At 43.4% G+C, this 20,784-nt stretch carries 17 protein-coding genes; 9 read left to right on the forward strand and 8 right to left on the reverse strand.

Annotation, left to right across the window (positions count from 1 at the left end):
- The 4 genes from FWE23_07935 to FWE23_07950 form a co-directional block, all read right to left on the reverse strand.
- The coding region (locus FWE23_07935; protein ID MCL2845362.1) for a glycosyl hydrolase family 8 at positions 1-1,556 on the reverse strand (1,556 nt) is incomplete at its 3' end.
- A complete protein-coding gene (locus FWE23_07940; protein MCL2845363.1) occupies positions 1,553-3,133 on the reverse strand; it encodes a glycosyl hydrolase family 8 in 1,581 nt (526 codons plus the stop codon). The genes FWE23_07935 and FWE23_07940, both read right to left, overlap by 4 nt.
- A 75-nt stretch (positions 3,134-3,208) precedes the next feature.
- The gene (locus FWE23_07945; GenBank protein MCL2845364.1) at positions 3,209-3,889 is read right to left on the reverse strand and encodes a hypothetical protein; all 681 of its coding nucleotides are present in this window, start codon (positions 3,887-3,889) and stop codon (positions 3,209-3,211) included.
- 17 nt (positions 3,890-3,906) lie between these two features.
- Positions 3,907-4,263: a MerR family transcriptional regulator gene (locus FWE23_07950; protein ID MCL2845365.1), complete on the reverse strand. Its 357-nt coding sequence runs from the start codon at positions 4,261-4,263 to the stop codon at positions 3,907-3,909.
- Positions 4,264-4,397: 134 nt separating this feature from the next.
- On the opposite strand from FWE23_07950, the gene FWE23_07955 reads away from it, so the two are divergent.
- Positions 4,398-5,342, forward strand: a complete 945-nt coding sequence (locus FWE23_07955; protein MCL2845366.1) for a hypothetical protein — start codon at positions 4,398-4,400, stop codon at positions 5,340-5,342.
- A 90-nt stretch (positions 5,343-5,432) separates the two neighbouring features.
- Positions 5,433-6,878, forward strand: coding sequence for an NAD(P)/FAD-dependent oxidoreductase (locus tag FWE23_07960; protein MCL2845367.1), 1,446 nt, complete (start codon positions 5,433-5,435; stop codon positions 6,876-6,878).
- Positions 6,879-6,909: 31 nt separating this feature from the next.
- Here FWE23_07960 and FWE23_07965 read toward each other — a convergent pair whose 3' ends face one another.
- The 4 genes from FWE23_07965 to FWE23_07980 all read right to left on the reverse strand — a co-directional run bounded on the left by FWE23_07965 (position 6,910) and on the right by FWE23_07980 (position 12,543).
- Positions 6,910-8,277, reverse strand: a complete 1,368-nt coding sequence (locus tag FWE23_07965) for a hypothetical protein (protein ID MCL2845368.1) — start codon at positions 8,275-8,277, stop codon at positions 6,910-6,912.
- A gap of 1 nt (position 8,278) precedes the next feature.
- Entirely contained in the window at positions 8,279-8,668 is a 390-nt protein-coding gene (locus tag FWE23_07970) for a molecular chaperone DnaK (protein ID MCL2845369.1), read from the reverse strand.
- A 112-nt stretch (positions 8,669-8,780) separates the two neighbouring features.
- A complete protein-coding gene (locus FWE23_07975; protein MCL2845370.1) occupies positions 8,781-10,826 on the reverse strand; it encodes a cation:proton antiporter in 2,046 nt (681 codons plus the stop codon).
- A 34-nt stretch (positions 10,827-10,860) separates the two neighbouring features.
- Positions 10,861-12,543, reverse strand: a complete 1,683-nt coding sequence (locus FWE23_07980) for a glutamine--tRNA ligase/YqeY domain fusion protein (protein ID MCL2845371.1) — start codon at positions 12,541-12,543, stop codon at positions 10,861-10,863.
- 418 nt (positions 12,544-12,961) lie between these two features.
- Between FWE23_07980 and FWE23_07985 the strand changes: the two genes are divergently transcribed.
- From FWE23_07985 to recA, 7 genes are all read left to right on the forward strand, one after another.
- On the forward strand, positions 12,962-14,866 hold the full coding sequence (locus FWE23_07985) for a hypothetical protein (GenBank protein MCL2845372.1): 1,905 nt from the start codon (positions 12,962-12,964) through the stop codon (positions 14,864-14,866).
- A 172-nt stretch (positions 14,867-15,038) separates the two neighbouring features.
- The gene (gene ychF / locus FWE23_07990; protein ID MCL2845373.1) at positions 15,039-16,130 is read left to right on the forward strand and encodes a redox-regulated ATPase YchF; all 1,092 of its coding nucleotides are present in this window, start codon (positions 15,039-15,041) and stop codon (positions 16,128-16,130) included.
- Between the two features lie 22 nt (positions 16,131-16,152).
- Complete coding sequence (locus FWE23_07995; GenBank protein ID MCL2845374.1) at positions 16,153-17,346, forward strand: 1-acyl-sn-glycerol-3-phosphate acyltransferase; 1,194 nt, start codon at positions 16,153-16,155, stop codon at positions 17,344-17,346.
- Positions 17,347-17,453: 107 nt separating this feature from the next.
- Positions 17,454-17,687 (forward strand): hypothetical protein, encoded by a 234-nt coding sequence (locus FWE23_08000; GenBank protein MCL2845375.1) that lies wholly within the window; start codon positions 17,454-17,456, stop codon positions 17,685-17,687.
- The gene (gene zapA, locus FWE23_08005; protein ID MCL2845376.1) at positions 17,680-17,985 is read left to right on the forward strand and encodes a cell division protein ZapA; all 306 of its coding nucleotides are present in this window, start codon (positions 17,680-17,682) and stop codon (positions 17,983-17,985) included. Before FWE23_08000 ends, zapA begins: the two co-directional genes overlap by 8 nt.
- An 18-nt stretch (positions 17,986-18,003) precedes the next feature.
- On the forward strand, positions 18,004-19,584 hold the full coding sequence (gene rny, locus FWE23_08010; protein MCL2845377.1) for a ribonuclease Y: 1,581 nt from the start codon (positions 18,004-18,006) through the stop codon (positions 19,582-19,584).
- 145 nt (positions 19,585-19,729) lie between these two features.
- Complete coding sequence (recA, locus tag FWE23_08015; protein MCL2845378.1) at positions 19,730-20,758, forward strand: recombinase RecA; 1,029 nt, start codon at positions 19,730-19,732, stop codon at positions 20,756-20,758.
- Positions 20,759-20,784: the final 26 nt, after the last annotated feature.

A 20,784-nucleotide genomic window follows, 5' to 3' on the forward strand; every position in this document is an offset into this window, starting at 1 on the left:
GACAATGTCGCTTGCCCCCATCTGCCGTGCCAGTCGCCTAAATTTGTTCGATGTTGATTGCCGGGCGATCTGTGAAAGTTCAAACTTTTTATCGAGCCGATAATGTCAACTGCATCGCTTTTATATTGCGGATCGCCCCAAAGTCTATAAGCCAAAAGGAGCGCGTACGCCATATCCATATCGCCGTCGGTTGCCGAATTGCTTCTGCCGAAACGCGCCGGTATATCTCTGTGTGCAGGAAGTATGCCGGTGCCTTGAGTCCAGCATCTTATGTCGTTATCCCAACAACTGCGAACCTCAAAAACCGGCTCGCTTGATTCTACGTCAACCACAACCCAAGACATCAAATAATTTTTAGTCGCGGGAGAACGCGGTTGTTCAACAGAACTCTGCACTCTGCGAAGCGCGTTCATTCTGTCAAAAATTTGTCGTTCATCGCCTCTTGCTGCGCCGCTCATATTTGCCGCTAACGCAATAAGCATCATTCCGTAGCCGTGCGTTTCGGAGTTTGTGAGCGCGTTGCTACCCGCTACTCCCGTCCCGCCTGCTTCAAACCAAGAATGCAATCCGTTATTGGAAGTTCGCAAAAAAGAATCACGCAAATCGTTGTATAGTCGAATAACATCAGCGTCCATTTGCGCTTGCGATATATGATTTGGTCGAATTGATTCGCCTGGCAAAGTTGGCTCGATAACAATTATTCGCGTCCATTGAGCAAAAACTGTTGCGTTGTTTGCGACCGAATGAGGATCGCCGCCTCCGCCAAGTCGTTGCCCTCCGGTTGCAGATGTAAACCAACCGTTAAAAGTATAATTTACTCGTGTTTCCGGCTCAGGCAAAAAGAACGTTGCTCCTGCTATGACCTCGATTGGCGCAGGATTTGCCGTGCCGTCGTTATTATTAATTGTTACGGTAACACGCCTGATATTAACCGTAATACTAAAATCTTGCGTATAGTCTGTTGTCTCTGTTGCACCATTGACAATTGTTGCTCTCACAACTACTATTCCCTCCGCTTTGGTATGCAGTACGTTTCCTGTGAATGTTGCCTCTGTTGTACCGGTATCGACTACCGACCAAGTAATTGTCCTGTTGGTTGCATTTGATGGGACTACAGCTCCTGTTAAAGTCAAAGGAACACCCATTGCTGCCGTTGGAGGAACACCTGTGATATTCGTTACCGGAATGTGTACGAAACTAACAGTAATAGTGAAAGGTTGTGTGTAATTGCTTGTAGCGGTTAGTCCGTTGGTAATTGTTGCTGTTATCGTAACTGTTCCCGCCGCCGTAGTATTCAATATGTTGCTTCCCGGTGCTATTGTTGCGCCAGTTGTTCCCGCACTTGCAACCGTCCAAATAATCGTGTTGTTCGTCGCGCCCTCAGGCTCAACAGTGCCGTCTAACGTAAGGGATGCGCGCGCCACTGTTGCATCTTCGGCAAGAATAATATTTGTCACCGGAACAAAAGGTTTTATATCTTGTATCGACTCCTCCGTGCAGGCGACAAAAAGCAAAGCCGCCGATAAAAACATAACTAAAAGCACAATTTTTTTCATAGCGGAGCCTCCCAGTTTCCTGTAATAAGAAGCATATTCAAAACTTGGATTGCGGCGGAATATGCGTTATACGGCGTTATCCAACTATTATTTCCCGCATTTCCGGTTCTGATAGCAGTGTACAAAGAGTTCAGAAATGCTTGATTATCCGCATTGGCAAGCATACTTGAAGCAAAGGGTGCAACAAATACCATCGTGTTGTAATTATTTTGCAACGAAGTGCCGCTTAATTCACGCATACTTCTGATGTTGCTTACAGTAGAATTAGTCGCCCCTCTGAGCCAACCGCTTATTCTGTTAATGTGTATTTCGGCAGCCGGCGTTCCGTAATGGACATAATCCATTGCGATAAACCACGGTGTCCGACAAGCGTTATATGCGAAACGATGCATATTATGCTCTCCGGAAACAGAAGGATTTGGCTCTGGTCTTGCCGGACTACCCGAAACAAAATCAGGCATAAGTCCCGTGTTATTGTTTGCCGATTGTCCCAAAACCGTATAAACCATATCTGCGGCGTTATTCCAAAAGTTATCATTTGTTGCTCTGAAAAACGCTCTGAAATGCGCAGGACGCCAATCCGAAGACCTCGATTCCATACGCGGGTCAGTCCCCGGACGACTTGGCGTTATATTCCAATTTCGAGCGTGCCAATCTCCAAGTTTCGGTCTATATACAGGACTTTGGTGCATACTTGATTCTTTTAACCCTGCTATAACTTCTTTGGCTTCGTCTAGATAGTTTCCACCCCATCTGCTGTGCGCTAGAAGCAGAGCGTAAGCAATGTCTAAATCGCCATCAGTCGCAGAGTTTGCTGTTGCTGTACCTGACCCATATTGATTTGACCAAGGCTGATTTATCGGCACTTGCCCCGGAGTTCTTATAAACCAAGCCATCAGACGGCTGTCTATTGGCGAGCGATGTGCTTTTCTGAAAGCGTTTAATCTGTCAAAAGTAGCACGATCATTCATAAGAGCAAAAATTTTCATTCCATAGCCGTGTGCTTCCGAAATAGTTACAGTGTTGGTTAAAGCCGGTCCGGTTCCCTGCGCATAAATATAGCTCATATTAACACCATTAACCGTAACATTTCGCAAATAACCACGACTATATGCGTCAAAAGCAGTTCTCACGTCTGCATTCATCAGCTCCTGAGTTCTGTTTGGACTAATAACATTTCCCGAAGTCCCGCCGCCACCACCGCCGCCACTTGGATTTACCGTAATGCTGAAAGTTTGCGTATAGTTTGTTGTTGCAGTTTGTCCGTTAGTAATCGTTGCTCTTATTTGCGCTGTTCCCGCACCTGTTGTGTTTAATGTGCTTCCCGAAATTGTTGCACCTGTTGTTCCTGCATTGTTAACCGACCAAATAATCGCTTGGTTTGATGCGTTTGAAGGTTCAACTGTCCCGTTTAAAGCTAAAGTACCTGCCGTTATCGTTGTTTGAGCAAGAGTAATATTTGCTACGGGAACAAAAGGCGGCGTTGAATCAATAATAGTATTATCCTCAGTACACCCGATAAAAAACAACACTGTCGCAAATACCGCAAAAAATAAGATTTTTTTCAATTTCATCATAATTGCATAACCTCAAATTTTAGTTTCAAATTTCTACATAAATATACTATAAAACACGGCGCTTTTCTTAAAAAATTATTCTTTGAACGTAAAAAGTCCGATTTGACACGCTTTCCACAGCACCGCGTCAAGTAAGCCGACAGGCAATTTTGTTTCTTTCTGCAAATCCGAGAACATCTTGTCGCAGGCGGATTTTACGTTTTCGTCAAGCGTCAATTTTCCCGAACAGTCGCCGCCCGCAAGCGCCGTCGCAAGCCGCATTATCCAAATATCGTATTTGACGACAGAAATTCCGAGGTTTCGAGCGATGTGATTTTTGGTAATTTTTCCGATGTGCGGAAGCGTTTCTAAAAAAGCAAGTTTCTCGTCGTCGGTTTTCAGGGCGTAAAATTTATCACGGTAAGTTTTGCGATTGTTCCAAATTTTTGCGATTGCATTTGTTTTATTGGCGTTTTTGAAAATTTCAAAAAGTTCATTACCCGATACATTTTCTCGATTTTGTAAAACGGCGCAAATCTCACCGAATATTTTCTTTGCCGTTTTTTGCGAAAAACCGCCCGCCAAAATCACGTAGGTCGCCTCAAATGCAAATTCATCGTCCGAGAGAACGGGCGGATTTATCAAGTTTTTCTTGATTGTTTCAAAGTCGTCTTTGTCCGAATTTTGACCGAGACAAGTGATTTCAGCCTCTATTTTCTCAAAAAGTGATTTGTCGATTTTGCAAATCACAGAGTTTGTCAGTGCGCAGAATACCATAATTGAGCACCAAATAATTATTCGGGAGAGGCGACTGTTGTCTTTTTGAGAAGAACGCAGAGTTTTTCAAAATCTGCCAAGAAATTTTTGTCTAACATTAAGTTCCTCGTTTTTTTGTAGGTATCCAAAGGAATGCTTTTAAGTTTTTTCATCATTTTTACAGCGCCTTTTATGGTGAACTCTTCTTCGTAAAGCAGATATTTGATTTTTTCGGCGATTTCGATGTCTTTTTTGTTGTAAACTCGGTTGCCTCCGCGATTTTTAGCGGGAGCCAATACTGAAAACTCCGTTTCCCAGTAGCGCAGGGTGTTTGCCTGTAAGCCCAGAAAGTCCGAAGCTTCGCTTATGCTGTAATATAATTTTTTATTTTCCATAATGACAGTAAAATATTTTTTGTCCAAACGCAAAATGCGCACAAAAACACAAAAACGCGTTTTTTTACTAAAGTACTCCGAATTTTGTCCGATAATTACGAATAGGAGGGGGTTTTGTCAGGGAGGACGAAATTATGTCGGCAATATCAGGGTTGATGTTTGGTTTAAGCGATTATCCTTACGGATTTACAAGCGCGAGAGAAAACTCGCACGCGGCGGATGCTATTGCCAAAATGAGAGAACAGGCGGCAATCGACAATGAACAATCGGGTTGCGGTTGTTGCGGAGGCGGCTTAGGTTGCGCTTGCAGTAGCGGAGGCGGTTGCCGAATGACTGCAACCCCTCGAATTGACGAATATATCCCATCGTTTCCGAGAGCAAAAATCGAAACAAATCACGCAGGCGACACAGAAAATGCCCGCAACGCAAACGACGCAACAAGCAACACCGACGAACAACAAAACGTACAAGCGGCGCAACAGGCGGCACTAAAGTCAGGCGAAGAAGAGTTTACCTCGGAAGAGCGCGAAATTATAGAAAAATTAGCCGCTCGCGACAGAGAAGTCCGCGCTCACGAACAAGCGCACGCGGCGGCAGGCGGCGCATACGTTATAAGTGGTCCGAGCTACACCTACCAAACAGGTCCCGACGGACGCAAATATGCAATCGGCGGCGAAGTACAAATCGACACTTCACCAATAAAAGGCGACCCTGAAGCAACCTTAAGAAAAATGCAGACGGTTATTGCGGCGGCTATGGCTCCCGCAGAGCCATCTTCTGCAGACAATGCGATAGCGGCGGCGGCAAATCAGGCAAAATCGGCGGCGCGAGCAGAAATAGCCGAACAAACAAGAGAGGAAGCGCGAGCACAAACCGAAGAAAATAAGCAGGAAACGCAAACGCAAAACGCAACAGAGCAACAAGCCGCCCAACCGATACAAAACGAAGTCGCCCAAAACAATGTTGTCGAAAATACAAATGAAGTGCAAAATCAAATAGTCGACGCAATTTCGGCATATACTTCAAATAGTGCAACTCTTCAGCAACTTTCCGCTTCTGTTATAAATCTTGTGGCGTAAATTAGAGTAAAAAACGTTCTCTCGTATTGCTTTTTACCTGTACCAAATAGTATTTTACTCCAAGTTTTCTAACATAAAACAGGAAAAACAATGAAAAATGTCGTCGTAATAGGTTCCGGTATCGGAGGACTTACAGCGGGCGCGTTTTTAGCGCAGGCTGGTATGAAAGTTGTCGTGGTAGAGCAACACGACAGAATAGGTGGGTATGCGCATAATTTTTACAGAAAAAATTATTGCTTTGAATCGGGCATCCACACCGTTCCTTTCGGCGACAACGGAGTTCTCCGCAAAATTTTAGGACAATTAAACATAAACGACCAAATAAAAACATTCCAATTTCCGGAAATGTATCGCACGATTTCGCCTTACGGAACAGATATTATGCCTGAAGCAAAAAGCGACATTCTCGCAAAGCTTTACGGCGATTATTCGCATCAAAAAAAAGGGCTTGACAGATTTTTCGGTGATTTGGATTTGCTTTACGACGCCATTCTAACACATTTCGACAAAGGAAAACGCGGGCTTCTGGACGAAAAACATTCGGCGGTAGCGCCATTTTTGGGGCATTCCTACGGCTCGTATCTCGAAGAACTTTTTGATGACGAAAAACTGCGCTTTTTCCTTTCGGGAATGTGGATGTATGTCGGCGCGCCTTCAGGATACGCTCAGCATTTATTTTTGCAGATGCTTTTCAACGCGCATTTTCACGACGGCTCTCACGGAATTGTCGGCGGTTTTGCCGCGGTTGCAAAAACATTGGCAAAATTCATAGAGGACAGAGGCGGAAAAATAATTTTAAAGGACAGCATAGAGAGCATTATTTGCGAAGACAAAGCAGCAAAAAGCGTAAAAACGGCAAAAGGGCTTTCTATCGACTGTGATTTGGTACTTTCGGGCAGTTCGCCTTATCTTTTGCATAACAAATTGCTTAGCGAAGACAACCGCCTTAAATTCACTCAAAAAAGGCTTGCGCGCTTAAACCCTGCAGACTCCGTAGTAATCGCTTATTTGGGAATGAAAAAAGGATACGAAAAATATATCAACTCAAATGTCGCTTTTTATTTTAAGAATAAAGACATAAACGCGCCTTACAGAAGAATTCACAGCAATCCCAAACTTCCGTTTGACTGCGACAATCTGGCGATTTTGCATTCAGTGGAGTTTATCGCAGACCCGACAATACTCCTTTTTTCGTTTGTAAAGCAATCCGACAGCCAAAATTGGAAAGTTGATAAAAAAATCATCGCTCAAAAAATGATTGAAGAGCTGAACGTCGCATATCCCGGCATTAAAGAATACATAGATTTTGTAGAAACAGGCTCTCCGAACACATTCGAAAGATACACGCTCAACACAGGCGGGTCAATTTACGGCTTTGAAAATATCGCCGATATTTACGCCGAAGCAAAAATGCCGATAAAAACGCACATCAAAAACATATATCAAGTCGGACATTGGACGCGTCCCGGTTGCGGAATGCTGAATACGGTTCTGAGCGGATACACCGCGGCGCAAGTTGTGTTAGAAGATATGTAGAGGCGAAAAATCTTTCGTCTAATTCGTCGCCTTAAAACGTCGAAAATCTGAAATGCAGTCGCCCGAAATCCGAAAAATCTCTTATGTGCCTTGCCCATTCAAGCGAAAAGACTACGTTGCGTAAAGGAAGCGAAATTCCTGCGCCGTAGCCCAAAATATGCTCTGTCTGCGAAAGGGAATATCCGTTTTTTTGCATAGCCGCATAGTCGGCAAGCAGATAAAGTGCCGAAAAATTGTCCATATAAAAGCGAAATTCGTTGCCTAAACTCCCAAAAGCAACCGCCGAAAAAACGCTCTCCTGATACCCTCGCACAGAATTTGCGCCTCCCAAGCGAAAAACTTGAGTTTCGTGTAAATCCTGCGGCATTGAGTATGCGATAATTCCGAGACGAGGACTTGTTAAATAAGCAAACCGCGACGCACCAAAAGGAATATGGAACTCGGTATTTGCAAGAATATCGGCTTTGGGCAAACGCTGATTTTGATTATGAATAACGCCGCTTTCTACTTCAAATGCAAAATGCGCGCTTCTTCGTCCTTTTTGCAGGCGTGTTCTTGTGTTTTCGAGCACTGCTCGAATTCCGCTGTATCTCGAAACCGAGTCCTCTTGCGAAAGTTCGCTGTAAACGCCCAAAAGTCCCGCAGTCCAAAATCCTCCGAAAAAGTACTGCGCTCCCGCAGAAAGCAAGATTGAGCCGTAATTCTCGCCGATTTCCGCATTTGCCGAAAGCACAATCCCAAAAGGTGTTGCTAAAAAGTAAGGGATTTGCAAATCACCGCTTATTCTGTAAAATGTCTCTTCGCCGATATATGAAAAATCAAAAACTTCACCAAAACCTAAAGGATTTACAATATTAAAGTTTGCATTTCCGACAACAGACGTTTTCGGATGAGTCGAAATTCCCGCTCCGCCGCTAAAAAACACGGAATTGTGCCCCAACACTTTTATGGGAAGTTCATAAAAATCACCGCTCGCACTGATTTCGGGTGCGAAAAATGCCGCATTTCGCACATATCGCCTGCTTTGCAAGACGGAAATTGCCGCCTCAATTTTTTTATGGTTATAGAAATTGGCGCTATCCGCAAAAAAATGCTCTACAGGTTTTCGGACTAAATGCTCTCTCAAATTTCCGTCTGTTATAAACCTTGGTCGCAGGTCGCCTACAAAATGTCCTTTTTCGACGTGTAATTCTACTTTAATTTCGCCGCTCTCTTGCGTTATTTCAGGCGAAATTTGTGCAAACGGATAACCCGTATTCGCCAATTCCGTAAGTTTTATTTGAACTTTTTGGTTTATGTTGTCGGCGAGACCGAAAGCGGAAAGGCAAGAAGGAAAAACGAAAAAACAGCAGAGCAAAAATGCTCTGCTGTTGTAAAACAATCGAAATAGATTAGGCATATTAACCCAAGTTATTACGTTTCAACTGCTCTTTTCCTTCGACCGAATATTTTGTAGTCAATACCGCCTCCAAACGTTCCACAGGAATAACTTCTCCCGTTACCTGACAAACCCCGTAAGTTTTGTCTGCAACTCTTTGAAGTGCGTCGTCGATTTGTTCCAGATATTTCGCCTGTCTTTCGGACAAGCTCATATTGAACTCACGGTCATAAGTTTCCGAAGCCAAATCGCCTAAATGCATTGCATAATGCGAAATTTCTCCGGTCGAATCAAAGACCGCCTGCCCAACTGTCTGCTCAAGCAAACTGCTGCGCGCTTCAATAACCTTTTGTTTTTCTTCGAGCAATAAATTTCTAAACCTCAACAATTCTTCGTCTGACAATCTTTTCATAAATTCCCCATCCCCTCAAAAACCTTCTTTGCAAAAATGCAAAAAAATAAGTAAAATATAGCCGTGAATATAATTTTTCGCCACACTCAAAGTCAATAGAAATGCTAAATTCCTATACAAAACCGTTGCGAGCACGCAGTTCTTGCTTTGTTTCCTGCGGAGAATAAACAAGTAAAAAGTTGCTCTTGGGAAAGCGCGTATTTATGATATTAGGAATTTTTTCGTAATCTTCGTGAAAACTTATCGACGATTTTCTTCCGCAAAGGACAACCGAAAAATCTTGCGAACGAAGAGTGTGTTTTGCAAATTTCAATGCTGTTTCGGCAGATGTGCGCTCCTGAAACACAAAATCGACATTCAGATTTTGATTGCCCGAAATCTCCATAACTTTGTCCAGCTGACGTTTGGAAGAATGTAAAAGGACTGTGGTTTTTAAAGCGTAAGCAAGACGCAAAATCGGCGTAATGGTCGATGCAAATTTAGGCTCAAAATGCGAATGCGGCGAAAGTATAAGCACCAAACGCTTAACAACGTTCCACTCGTTTGCCGCATTTGCGTTAATAATAGCGTTGTCGCTTACCGCCAGAATGTGCTCCATCACTGTTCCGAAAATTTTTGTGCTACCCTTGTGCGTTGGGTTCCACCCCAAAATCGTATGCGTTATCGAAAACTCTTTAGACGCCAAACTCACTCCCGAAGCGACATTTACATCGACGCGCGTAATAAGGTGCGTGGCTTGGTCTGTTCCCGAAGCGTGCTTTTGCGCTTGTTCCAGAAGTTTTTGCTTTTGCGCGATTTCTTCTTTTGTGTTTATGCCTCCGTCAATGACCAAAGTAAGCGGATAAATGGGGTTTTCGCTTTCGGGGTCTTTCATCATAAGCGCCAAATCCACAAGTTTTGTAGCAGTCGCGGGATTTGAAAGAAGCAACAGAAATTTCTCGTCTTCGTCTTCGCCTGTTTTATCTTTTTTGTCTGCAGACCTGCTTTGCGAAGCAATAAATCGAGCGGATTTTTCAGTATAAATCGCCGAAATTATGCAAGTTATAAGCATAAGCAAAACTGCCCCATCCAAAAATACTCTCGGAAATAATTCGAGGTTATAACCCACTATTATAACGGCGAGAGTTCCTGCCGCCTGAGTATTTGTCAGACCGAAAATAAGTTGTTTTTGCACTCTCGAATATCCGAATATTTTTTTTGTTAAATAAGCCGCCAAATATTTTGTAGGAACGGAAATAATAAACATCATAATGGTAATACCGACAACGCTCCAACCGCTGAAAAGCGCTTCAACGTCCGTAAGCATTCCTACGTATATAAGGAAAAATGGAATAAAGAGCGTATTTGCGATAAATCCTATTCTATTCATTAAAATGGAGTTTGCGGGAATAATGACGTTAAGCGCAAGCCCCGCCAAGAACGCCCCGATTATCGGCTCAATTCCGATAATTTTCCCGACAGACGCAACCGCAAAAAGCATTGTTATTACAAAAATATACTGTGTGTAAGTATCGGACTGTGCAGTGCGGAAAAACCAACGGGCAATTCGCGGAACAAATATCATTACCAACGCCGAGAAGCTCATAAAAATTGCGGGAGCATAGTACCATTCGTTGCCGTTGCCGCCTTCGTTCATTTTCAAACTTGCTATAACCGCCAAAATCAGCATTGCTATTGAGTTTGCAATCAGTGTTCCGCCGACTGAAACAACGACGGCTTCGTCATCTTTTACGCCCATTTTATCCACAACGGGATATGTTAAAAGCGTGTGAGAAGCAAATACGCTTCCGAATAAAATAGCGGCAATCAAATCCAAGTTCAAAATAAAATATCCGCAGATAAAGCCCGCTGTCATCGGAAAAACAAAGGTTAAAAGCCCAAAAACTATGCTTCGGAATGTCTTTTTCTTGAAACTTTTTATGTTGAGCTCAAGCCCCGAATAAAACATAATGAACAAAATTCCGACCGTGCCGAAAAGCAAAACCCCCGTATCGCGCTCCAAAATGCCAAAGCCGTTTGGTCCCAAAAGTATTCCGAAAAATATAACGCCCACAATTTCTGGAAGTTTTACGAGCCGCATAACGTATGGCGACAAAAAAATTACTGCCATTACTATCGCAAAGACAAATACCGGTTCTTGGATTGGCAGAGCAATCATTGCTTTTCCTTTCGTTGTTTCCTTTTTTTACGCGTTATGCCTTGGATTGGAGTTTTACCCACGCGTCTTTGAGCGTCGCCGTTCTGTTAAACACTAACGCTTGGTTTTCGCCAATCCGGTCGCTGAGCGGAGTCGAAGCGACAAAATAACCTTTTCGCTCAAATTGGAATGCGCCGTTTTTGCTTAATTCGTCGCACGCCGCCTCAACTTTTGCGTTTGTTATTACTTTGAGTGATTCGGGGTTTATGTTTGCCGTAAATTCTTGTCCTTCTTCGACATCTTCGGGATTTTCTTTTGTGAAAAGGCGTTCATAAAGATTTATTGTCGCGTTTTTCGCCGTCGCCGCGTCCACCCAGTGAATGGTAGATTTCACCTTTCGTCCGTCGGGAGAGTCGCCGCCTTTTGTTGCAGGGTCATAAGTTGCCCGAAGTTCGATGATTTCGCCGTTTTTATCTTTTATTACCTGCGTACATTTAATATAATAGGCGTATCTGAGACGCACTTCCGAGCCCAAAGTAAGGCGGAAAAAGCCTTTTGGCGCATCTTCCATAAAATCCTCGCGCTCTATATAAATTTCGCGTGAAAATGCTATTTTTCTCGTTCCTGCCGCATCATTTTCGGGATTATTTATCGCTTCTAAATATTCGGTTTCGGTTTCGGGGTAATTTTCGATTATCACTTTGATCGGGTCTAAAACTCCCATCAAACGAATTGCCGATTTGTTAAGATTTTCGCGAATGCAGTGTTCAAGCAAAGCAAAATCTACAATACTGTCGCGTTTTGCAAGCCCAATTCTGCCGATAAAATCGCGAATTGCCGCCGCAGGATAGCCTCTTTTTCGCATTCCGCACAAAGTCGGCATTCTTGGGTCGTCCCAACCGTCCACCAAATTTTCTTCCACAAGTTTGCGAAGTTTGCGCTTGCTCATTACTGTGTATGTAAGATTGAGACGTGCAAATTCAATTTGGCGCGGAATTGCGGGCATTGTGGTATTTTCCACAACCCAATTATAGAGCGGACGGTGGTCTTCAAACTCCAAAGAACAGAGCGAGTGCGTTATTTTTTCGAGCGCGTCTTCGATTGGATGCGCAAAATCATACATCGGATAAATGCACCAATCGTCGCCCGTGCGGTGATGTTTTGCTTTAACAATTCTGTAAATTACAGGGTCGCGCATATTTATGTTGGGCGAAGACATATCGATTTTCGCCCTGAGAGCTAATTTTCCTTCTTCGATTTCGCCGTTTTTCATTGCCAAAAAGAGTTTTTTATTTTCTTCAACGCTTCTGTTTCTGAAAGGACTTTCCTTACCCGCTTCCGTAAGAGTTCCACGATATGCACGCATTTCGTCGGATGTTAATTCGCAGACAAACGCAAGCCCTTTGTCGATAAGTTCCATTGCCGCTTCAAACATTTTTTGGTAATAATCGGAAGCATAATAAAATCCGTCCCACTCAAATCCGAGCCATTTTACGTCTTCTTTTATCGCTTCAACGTACTCCACATCTTCTTTTTCTGGGTTGGTGTCGTCCATTCGCAAGTTGCATTTTCCGCCGAAATCAAGCGCCGCGCCAAAATCCAGACACAATGCTTTTGCGTGCCCGATATGCAAGTAGCCGTTGGGCTCAGGGGGAAATCGCGTAATAATTTCTTTATGCTTTCCCGAAGCCAAATCTTCGCGTATAATATCGTAAATAAAATTGTTTTTCTCTTCCATTTTTGCTTTTCCTTTTAGTTTTTCGCACAGAAATATAATATTTGGGCAATAGTCGAGGCGATATCCGCCTCTCATTTTGTAGGAAAAAATATGATTTTGTAGAAAATTCGAGCAAAAATATAATTTTTTCACCACTCTCACGCAAGCATAAATTATATTACAAATGCCAAAAACAACGACTGTGGAGATACTATCTCTGCATTTGTTATATTATATACTCAGTACTCGACTAAGGTAAGGGAGAATAACCTTTGTCGGTTGTTCTGCCACCCTTACCTTAGAAGGTACCACCGTACTTTATAATATTAGCATATTCCGTTGTTTTTGGCGAAACTATGAATTATGGGCAGAGCAGCCTCGCTGTTTTGTCTTAACGTTTTTTAGCTTTGCCGAAATATTCGGCGGAAAGGTAGTTTTTATGAGAAAAACTATTAACAATGACAAAGGCGCTTCGTTGGTTTATGTGCTCATAGCACTTGTTTTTGTCGGAGCGATTGCAATGCTCGTCCTTAATTCCGCAAGAAAAGAAACTATCGACTCTTCCTTGCGCGCCTCTTCGGAGATGGCGCGATTTGCGGCAACGGGTGGGTTGACTTATGCGATAACGCTTTTAACAAACCCCGCCGCGTCCATTTCAGAACAAGACACAACGACAACGCAACAATTTCTTACGGATTTATTTAACGACCCGACAGGAGCAAACAGATGGCTTGTTGGCAACGCGGACGGTGCAAACGCATTTCACTCGGACGGAAACGGCGGAAGATTTCGCGTTCAAGTTGTTAACATCGATTTTTCGCAAATACAAAGCATCACAGAAGAAAACCTCGGATCAACTATTCAACCGCTCCGATTTAGAAGTAATCCCAATTTGGGTGTGCACGACTCATACATTACCATCCAGCTCAGAAGCGAGGCAATCGACGCAAGCGGTAGCCGAGCGCAAAACATCGGCGTTTACCAGATTTTTGGTTATGAAGGTGCAATGGCAGAAAATTTAATTCCTACAACCGCGCTATTTTTAGGAGGCGGAATGGACGAAATCAATACACGCTTAATTGTTACGGCAGATCCCCCTATCACTAGCGCCAACAGACCTGACGCATTCCTGCGAGGTGGAGGTAATCTGCGTTTTTCAGGGCATAGATTTGACGGCGAATTTAGACGAAGAGGTCGCCCTACAACGTCAATTCTATCACAAGCGACTAACCCATCCTTTTTAATACAGGGAACCACATTTAACGGACCTGTGTTTTTAGGATTGGAAGATGGGGAAACAGCCGCAACTGCTCCGGTATTACTGGAAACCCAGGGTAGCACATTTAATGCCGGACTTGGTTCGGATTCAAGAATAGTGGTAAGCGGCGGCAATGCACCAACTATATTTGGCGGTGCATTTTTGAATGGAGACGCAAGCAACACGAATTGGAACGGCGCTTGGAGTTTTCCCGGCACTGAAAATGTGTTGCGAACCAGTAGCGGAAGAATTTATGGTGCAGGTGCATCCACACCAAGAAATTGGATGCCTGTTGCAAGTCAAACCGGAGCACAATTTTTATTTTCCGCTACACCGGCAAACAACAGACCAAGCAACGCCCCAGCATCAGGTTGGACACACGCTGCAGACAACCCAATGGATTTGTTTGATTCACTCGGTATTTCCCCGGTTGACCCGCCAGCAATTGACATTGATTTATCACAGCTTACTGAAATGACGCATACAGGAGCAGGTTTCACAGGTGGTATGCTAAATGACCTTTTTGAAAGCGCTGCCGGCAGAGCAAACAGAGACCGGAACAATGGCTGGATGGTAGTAAGATGGCGAAACGCTGCCGGTGCGCAACCATTTAATGCCGGCGGCGACGGTTTTACAGGCAAAATGGTTTTAATTCTTGATGAACGAAGTGCTGTTGCCGGTCAATTCGCAACAAATTTTTTCAGAAGCGCACCTACCGGAAATACTTTAATTATCCTTGAAGATGGCGCCACTGCTCAGCAACTCGGTAATAACAGTTTAATAAGAGGATTAATTATAAATAGAGGTACCAAAGACCTTAATTTACAAACATCAGGAAATATGGTAGTGCGAGGAGCAGTTTTTAGCGTCGGAACAGGAGCGTTTCGCTTAGAAGGCGGCGGAACAAACAGTATTACCATTATTTACGACCCAAATGTTTTGCGAGAAATTATTGACGAATTACCGCGCGGAACAGTTGTAGTTGGCGATGGCTACAACGATAACGCAAATCAAGGATTAGCGCTAATCCCTGATTACCTCAACCCTCGCGGTCCTTTCACCGAACTTTGGAACAGGTGGTATTGACAATATTCGGAAAAGTTGAGTTTTTTACTTGAGGCGATTTTTCAAGGTCGCCTCTTTTTTTATTAAAACAGAGATAAAACATAGATAAAAACCTCAATTTTTGAAATTTATCTCACAAGCGCCCTGCAAAATATTATTTTTCTATACAAAAACACAATGAAAGTGAGAAAAAATGAGCGTATCGGCAGGTATTGTCGGATTGCCCAATGTGGGAAAATCCACTATTTTTAACGCGATTTCGTCGGGAAAAGCACAAACGGCGAACTATCCATTTTGTACCATCGACCCTAATTCGGGAGTTGTTAGCGTTCCCGACCCGCGACTTGCGCAAATAACCGAGATTATCCCGACTAAAAAAATAATTCCCGCGCTTTTGGAACTTGTAGATATTGCGGGACTTGTAAAAGGCGCATCCACGGGCGAGGGATTGGGAAACCAGTTTTTAGGACACATAAAAGGCGTAAATGCAATTTTGCACGTTGTTCGATGCTTTGAGTCCACCGACATAACGCACGTTTCGGGCAATGTTGACCCCGTGCGCGACGTTGAAGTTATCGACACAGAACTTATGCTCAAAGATTTGGACACGCTCGAAAAAAGCAAATCGCGCTTTGAAAAAATGAAAAAATCGGGCGACAAAGAAGCCGCGGCAAAAATGGATATTGTGCAAAAGGCGATAGACCAAATAAACGCAGGTATCCCCGCCCGCAGAGCGCTTACGGAACACGAACAATTGCTTCTTTCGGAACTTCATTTAATTACCTTAAAGCCCGTTTTGTATGTTGCAAACGTCGATGAAGCTACCCTTAAAGCAGACAACGAATACGTGAAGAAATTGCGCGAAATAGCCGAAAAAGACAACGCGCTTTGCATAAAAATCTGCGGAAAAATCGAAGAAGAACTCGCCGATTTGGAAGAAGAAGATAAAAAAGAATTTTTGGCGGATTTGGGACTTACCGAACCGGGGCTTAACGCTTTGGCGCGGGCGGCTTACGACCTTTTGGGCTTGCAGACGTTTTTCACGGCGGGCGAAAGTGAAAACCGAGCATGGACTATAAAAAAGGGTTTTACCGCACCTCAGGCGGCAGGAGTAATTCACACGGATTTTGAGCGCGGATTTATTAAGGCAGAAGTTTACACGCTTAACGACTTACTGACTTACAAGAGCGAAACGGAGATTAAAAATCAAGGAAAAATGCGTTTAGAAGGCAAAGAATACATCGTAAAAGACGGTGATATTATGTTTTTTAAATTTAATGTGTAAAAAAGTGTAGAGTGTAGAGAATATGAAAAAGATTTTACAAAAACTTTGGCGTTATTTATTTTGGACAATAAACAGAGGTATTGTTCCGATAGTTGTTTGGAAAAAACACAGAAAATCATTGAAAGTCGAGGGCGATAAACTTCCCAAGGCACCGTTTATTATGATTTCGAATCATGCAAATTTTCTTGACCCGTGGATTGTCTGTCATTATTCAAGCACTCCCGTTGCTATAATGATGAACGAAGACGGATTTAAGTCGTTTTGGTTTCAGAGATGGGTGCTTAAAAACATAGGCGCATTTCCAAAGAAAAAAGGACTTTCCGATGTCGGCGCTATGAAAAAAAGCATTGCGGAAGTAAAAGCGGGCTATCCGCTTATGATTTTCCCCGAAGGACAGACTTCTTGGGACGGCGAAACACAGCCGATTTATTCGGGAATAGAAAAAATGGCGCAAAAATTCAACATTCCTATCGTTATGTGTCGAATTGAGGGCAATTTTATTGCTCAGCCGTGGTGGGCGAAATTTCCAAGAATTGGGCAGATAACAACCCATCGAAAAGTTATTTATCCCGAAGTAATGAAAGAGAAAACGAGCGATGAACTTCGCGACGAAATTATAAGTTTCATAAAAAACAACGACATTGAAAAATCAAAAAACAACAAATTTACGGGACAAAACCTGACTGCCGGAATGCAAAATCTTATTTGGCTCTGCCCAAGTTGTGAGGCAATCGAAAGCTTGAAATTCGATAATAATTCGATAATATGCGAAAAATGCAAAAAAGAGTATAATTTTAGTGCGAATTTGTATATTAAAAACCCCGAAAATGACGTGAAAGACCTTTACGATTGGGTTAAAAAGCAGAAAATGTTCACAAGAAATATGATAGCCAATGCAAGCGATAACGATATTTTGTGTACAAGCGAAAAAGTGCATCTTATCCAAAACGATTACACGGGGCGAATTACCACACTTGACATAGGCGACCTAAAAATACACAAGAATAAAGTTGTGTTTTCGGGCGACGCCGCAGAAATTGTTGTAGAAATCGACGACAAACTCGCGCCTGTGTTCCAACAAAGAAACATAATTCAAATTGAATACGAAAAAGGCGACTTGAAATTTATGTTTTTACAAAACCCAATGATGAAATCACTGTGCTTTCTGCGGGAATTAACGGGCTGGCAAGAAGTCGAAAAAAGAGGATATTTCTAACAAATTCAAAGTTTAGTGCAAATTGTTTGCACTTTGGGTGGCGCAAAACATATTTTTAATTTGATACAGTCAAGTTTTGGCTTACATATTATTAGGATTAGATTATTATGCTCGAAGAAATGATAACAGAACTCGACGATAAAGTGGGGTTGCTGATAAATAAAAACATCCAATATAAAAACGAAATGGAGCGTCTTCGCACTCTGTTAGACGGGGTGATTGACAACTCTTGCGTTTCTCAACCTTCAGACAATGAACTTTTCCGAGAACTGAGACCGTTAGCACAAAGTATTCTTGCGCACATCGAAAAGGCAGGCGGCGGGGAGCAAACTTATGCTTGAAGAAAAACTAACCATTGACAACAAAGAATACACGGTGCGATCTCAGGATTGGGACAGCGAAACCTTAAAAGAAGCCGCCGCTCAACTCGAACAGGGAATTTTGTATTACAAACAAACCAAAGACGAGCTCAGCGCCGTGGTACTTGCCGCACTTGCTTTTGCTTACGATTCGGTTTCCAATTCCAAATCAATAAATTTGAGAGAAAATCCGTCGAAAAGCGAAGAATATGAAAAAGCGCTACAGAAAATATTGCAAAAGATTTCAACACATATACAATCGCCTGCTAATATGGCGTGAAAAATAAAGGGGTGAGGGATGGATACAATGATAATTTTGGTTGGGTTTGTCGGGCTTGTGGGCCTTGTAGCCGCATTCATTTTCGGGCTTAAATGGAAAACAATGACAGACAAGGGTTATTTGGATGCTATTAGGTCAAACGCCGAAAGAGAGCGGTCTGAAATAATAGAAAACGGTAAAGTCGCAGCAGAGTTGGCAAAAAAAGAAGCGATGCTCGAAGTTAAAGAAGCAATGGTAAAAGAGCGAGCAAAAAACGAGCAGGAATTAGAGCAACGAAGAAGTAAAGTGCAAGATATGGAAGCGGACATAAAAGACCGCCAAAAGACCTTACGCGACGAAGAACGCGACTTGGAAGAGAAAGAGAAAACAGTTGTTTCGCGCGAAAACTTTCTTTCGAGCCGCGAAAAAAACATTGCTTTTAAGGAAACGGAAATTGAGCGTTTGGTAAATCTGCAAAACGACAAATTAGAGCAGGTTGCGAATATGACCAGGGATGACGCAAAGAAACTTCTTTTGCAAAATCTTGAACATCAAATTCGCTATGAGAATGCAGAAATGATTAAAAAGCGTAGCGACGAAGCAAAAGAAAAAGCCGACGAAGAGGCAAGAGAGTTGGTTTTGCGGACAATTCAAAGAGTTGCCGCAGATGTAACTGTCGATACAACGGTAGCCGTAGTTCATTTGCCGAGCGAAGATATGAAAGGGCGAATAATAGGACGTGAAGGACGAAATATCCGCTCATTTGAAGAATTTACGGGAGTTGATGTCATTGTTGACGACACGCCCGACACAGTTGTGCTTTCGTGTTTTGACCCCGTTCGCCGCGAAGTTGCCCGTCTTTCGCTTGAGCAGTTAATCGGAGACGGAAGAATTCACCCGGGAAGAATTGAAGAAGTAGTAAATAAAGCGCAAAAAGAAATCGTAGTAAAGATGAAGCAAGCGGCAGAAGAAATTATGCTTGATTTGGATGTTCACGGACTTAAGCCCAAGATTGTAGATATGCTCGGACGCTTAAAATACAGAACTTCTTACGGACAAAACGTATTGCAACACTCGCACGAAGTCGCCGTAATGTCGGGGGTTATTGCGGCACAACTCGGCTATGATGTTAAAACAGCTGTGCGAGCAGGTTTGCTTCACGATATAGGCAAGGCGATTGACCGCGAAAACGAGGGAACGCACTCCGCTTTGGGTGCAACTATTGCAGAAGAAGCAGGTGAAAACAGCATAATTTGCAACGCTATTGCCGCTCACCACGAAGATTGCACCGCGATTTCGGTATATCCCGTTATTGTTCAGGCGGCAGACACAATTTCGTCGAGCAGACCGGGCGTGCGCAAAGAAACGCTCACAAATTACGTAAACCGTCTGACCGACCTCGAGGCAATCGCGACAAGTTTCAACGGAGTCGAAAAAGCATTTGTGATACAAGCAGGTCGCGAAGTTCGCGTTATGGTAATGCCGGGCGTAGTAAACGACGCACAATGCGAAGAATTGGCGCGCGCAATGGTGAAGAAAATCGAAGCGGAAATGGAATACCCCGGTACAATAAAAATAACCACAATCCGCGAAACAAGACACACTGAGGTGGCGAAATAACGCCGGCAACGTAGGGGCGAAATATTTTTCGCCCGATAAAAACGCGATCACGTAGGGGCGTATTGCATACGCCCAATAAAAAAAACGACCTGGATATTTTGGGCGTATGCAATACGCCCCTACAATAAAAAAAGGAGAATATAAAATGGCGGAAAAGAAAAAAGATAAAGCAGAAGCGGCAAGCAACGCAAAAGGCGACTTGCTTAAAAACGCGCTCAGCCAAATAGAAAAAGAACACGGAAAAGGCTCGATTATGCGCCTCGGCGATTCGGGTCCCGTTGCACCGATAGAAGCAATTTCATCGGGAGCGATTTCGGTTGATATTGCGCTCGGCGTAGGCGGCTTTCCCAAAAGCAGAATAGTAGAAATTTACGGTCCCGAATCGTCGGGAAAAACAACTCTCGCCCTTACCGCAATCGCCAACGCGCAAAAAACAGGCGGAACAGCGGTTTTGGTCGATGTGGAATATGCGTTTGACCCGTCGTGGGCAAAAACGCTCGGCGTTGACGTCGAAAATTTGATTTTGAGCCAACCCGATTCGGGCGAACAGGCTCTGGAAATCGTCGAAACATTGGCAAAAAGCGGAGCAGTGGATATTATCGTCTTAGACTCGGTGGCGGCACTCGCTCCTCAAGCCGAAATCGAGGGCGATATGGGCGACAGCCACGTCGGATTGCAAGCGCGAATGATGTCGCAGGCGATGCGAAAACTTACGCCGATTATTTCCAAAACAAACACCTGTCTCATATTTATAAACCAATTACGAATGAAAATCGGTGTAATGTTCGGCAACCCCGAAACAACCACAGGCGGAAACGCGCTGAAATATTATGCCAGTGTTAGAATTGACGTGCGTAAAAAAGAGGCTATCAAAGAGGGCGATGAAATTTTAGGTAATCGCGTTCATCTTAAAGTCGTAAAAAACAAGGTCTCCCCTCCTTTCAGAGAAGCGGACTTCGACATTATCTACAATCAGGGAATTTCTACATCGGGCGATTTGCTTGACGTTGCAGTTGCCGACGGATTGGTCGAAAAAAGCGGCTCTTGGTTCTCATACAACGGCGAAAGAATTGGGCAAGGTCGCGAAAACGCAAGAACTTATCTTGTGGATAATCCCGCGATGTTTACAGAATTGGATAAAGCTGTCAGAGAAAAACACGGACTTTTGAAGTAAAATCTGCTAAAAAACAGAAATTTATC

The sequence above is a fragment of the Chitinivibrionia bacterium genome, from assembly GCA_009779925.1.
Lineage (GTDB): Bacteria > Fibrobacterota > Chitinivibrionia > Chitinivibrionales > Chitinivibrionaceae > WRFX01.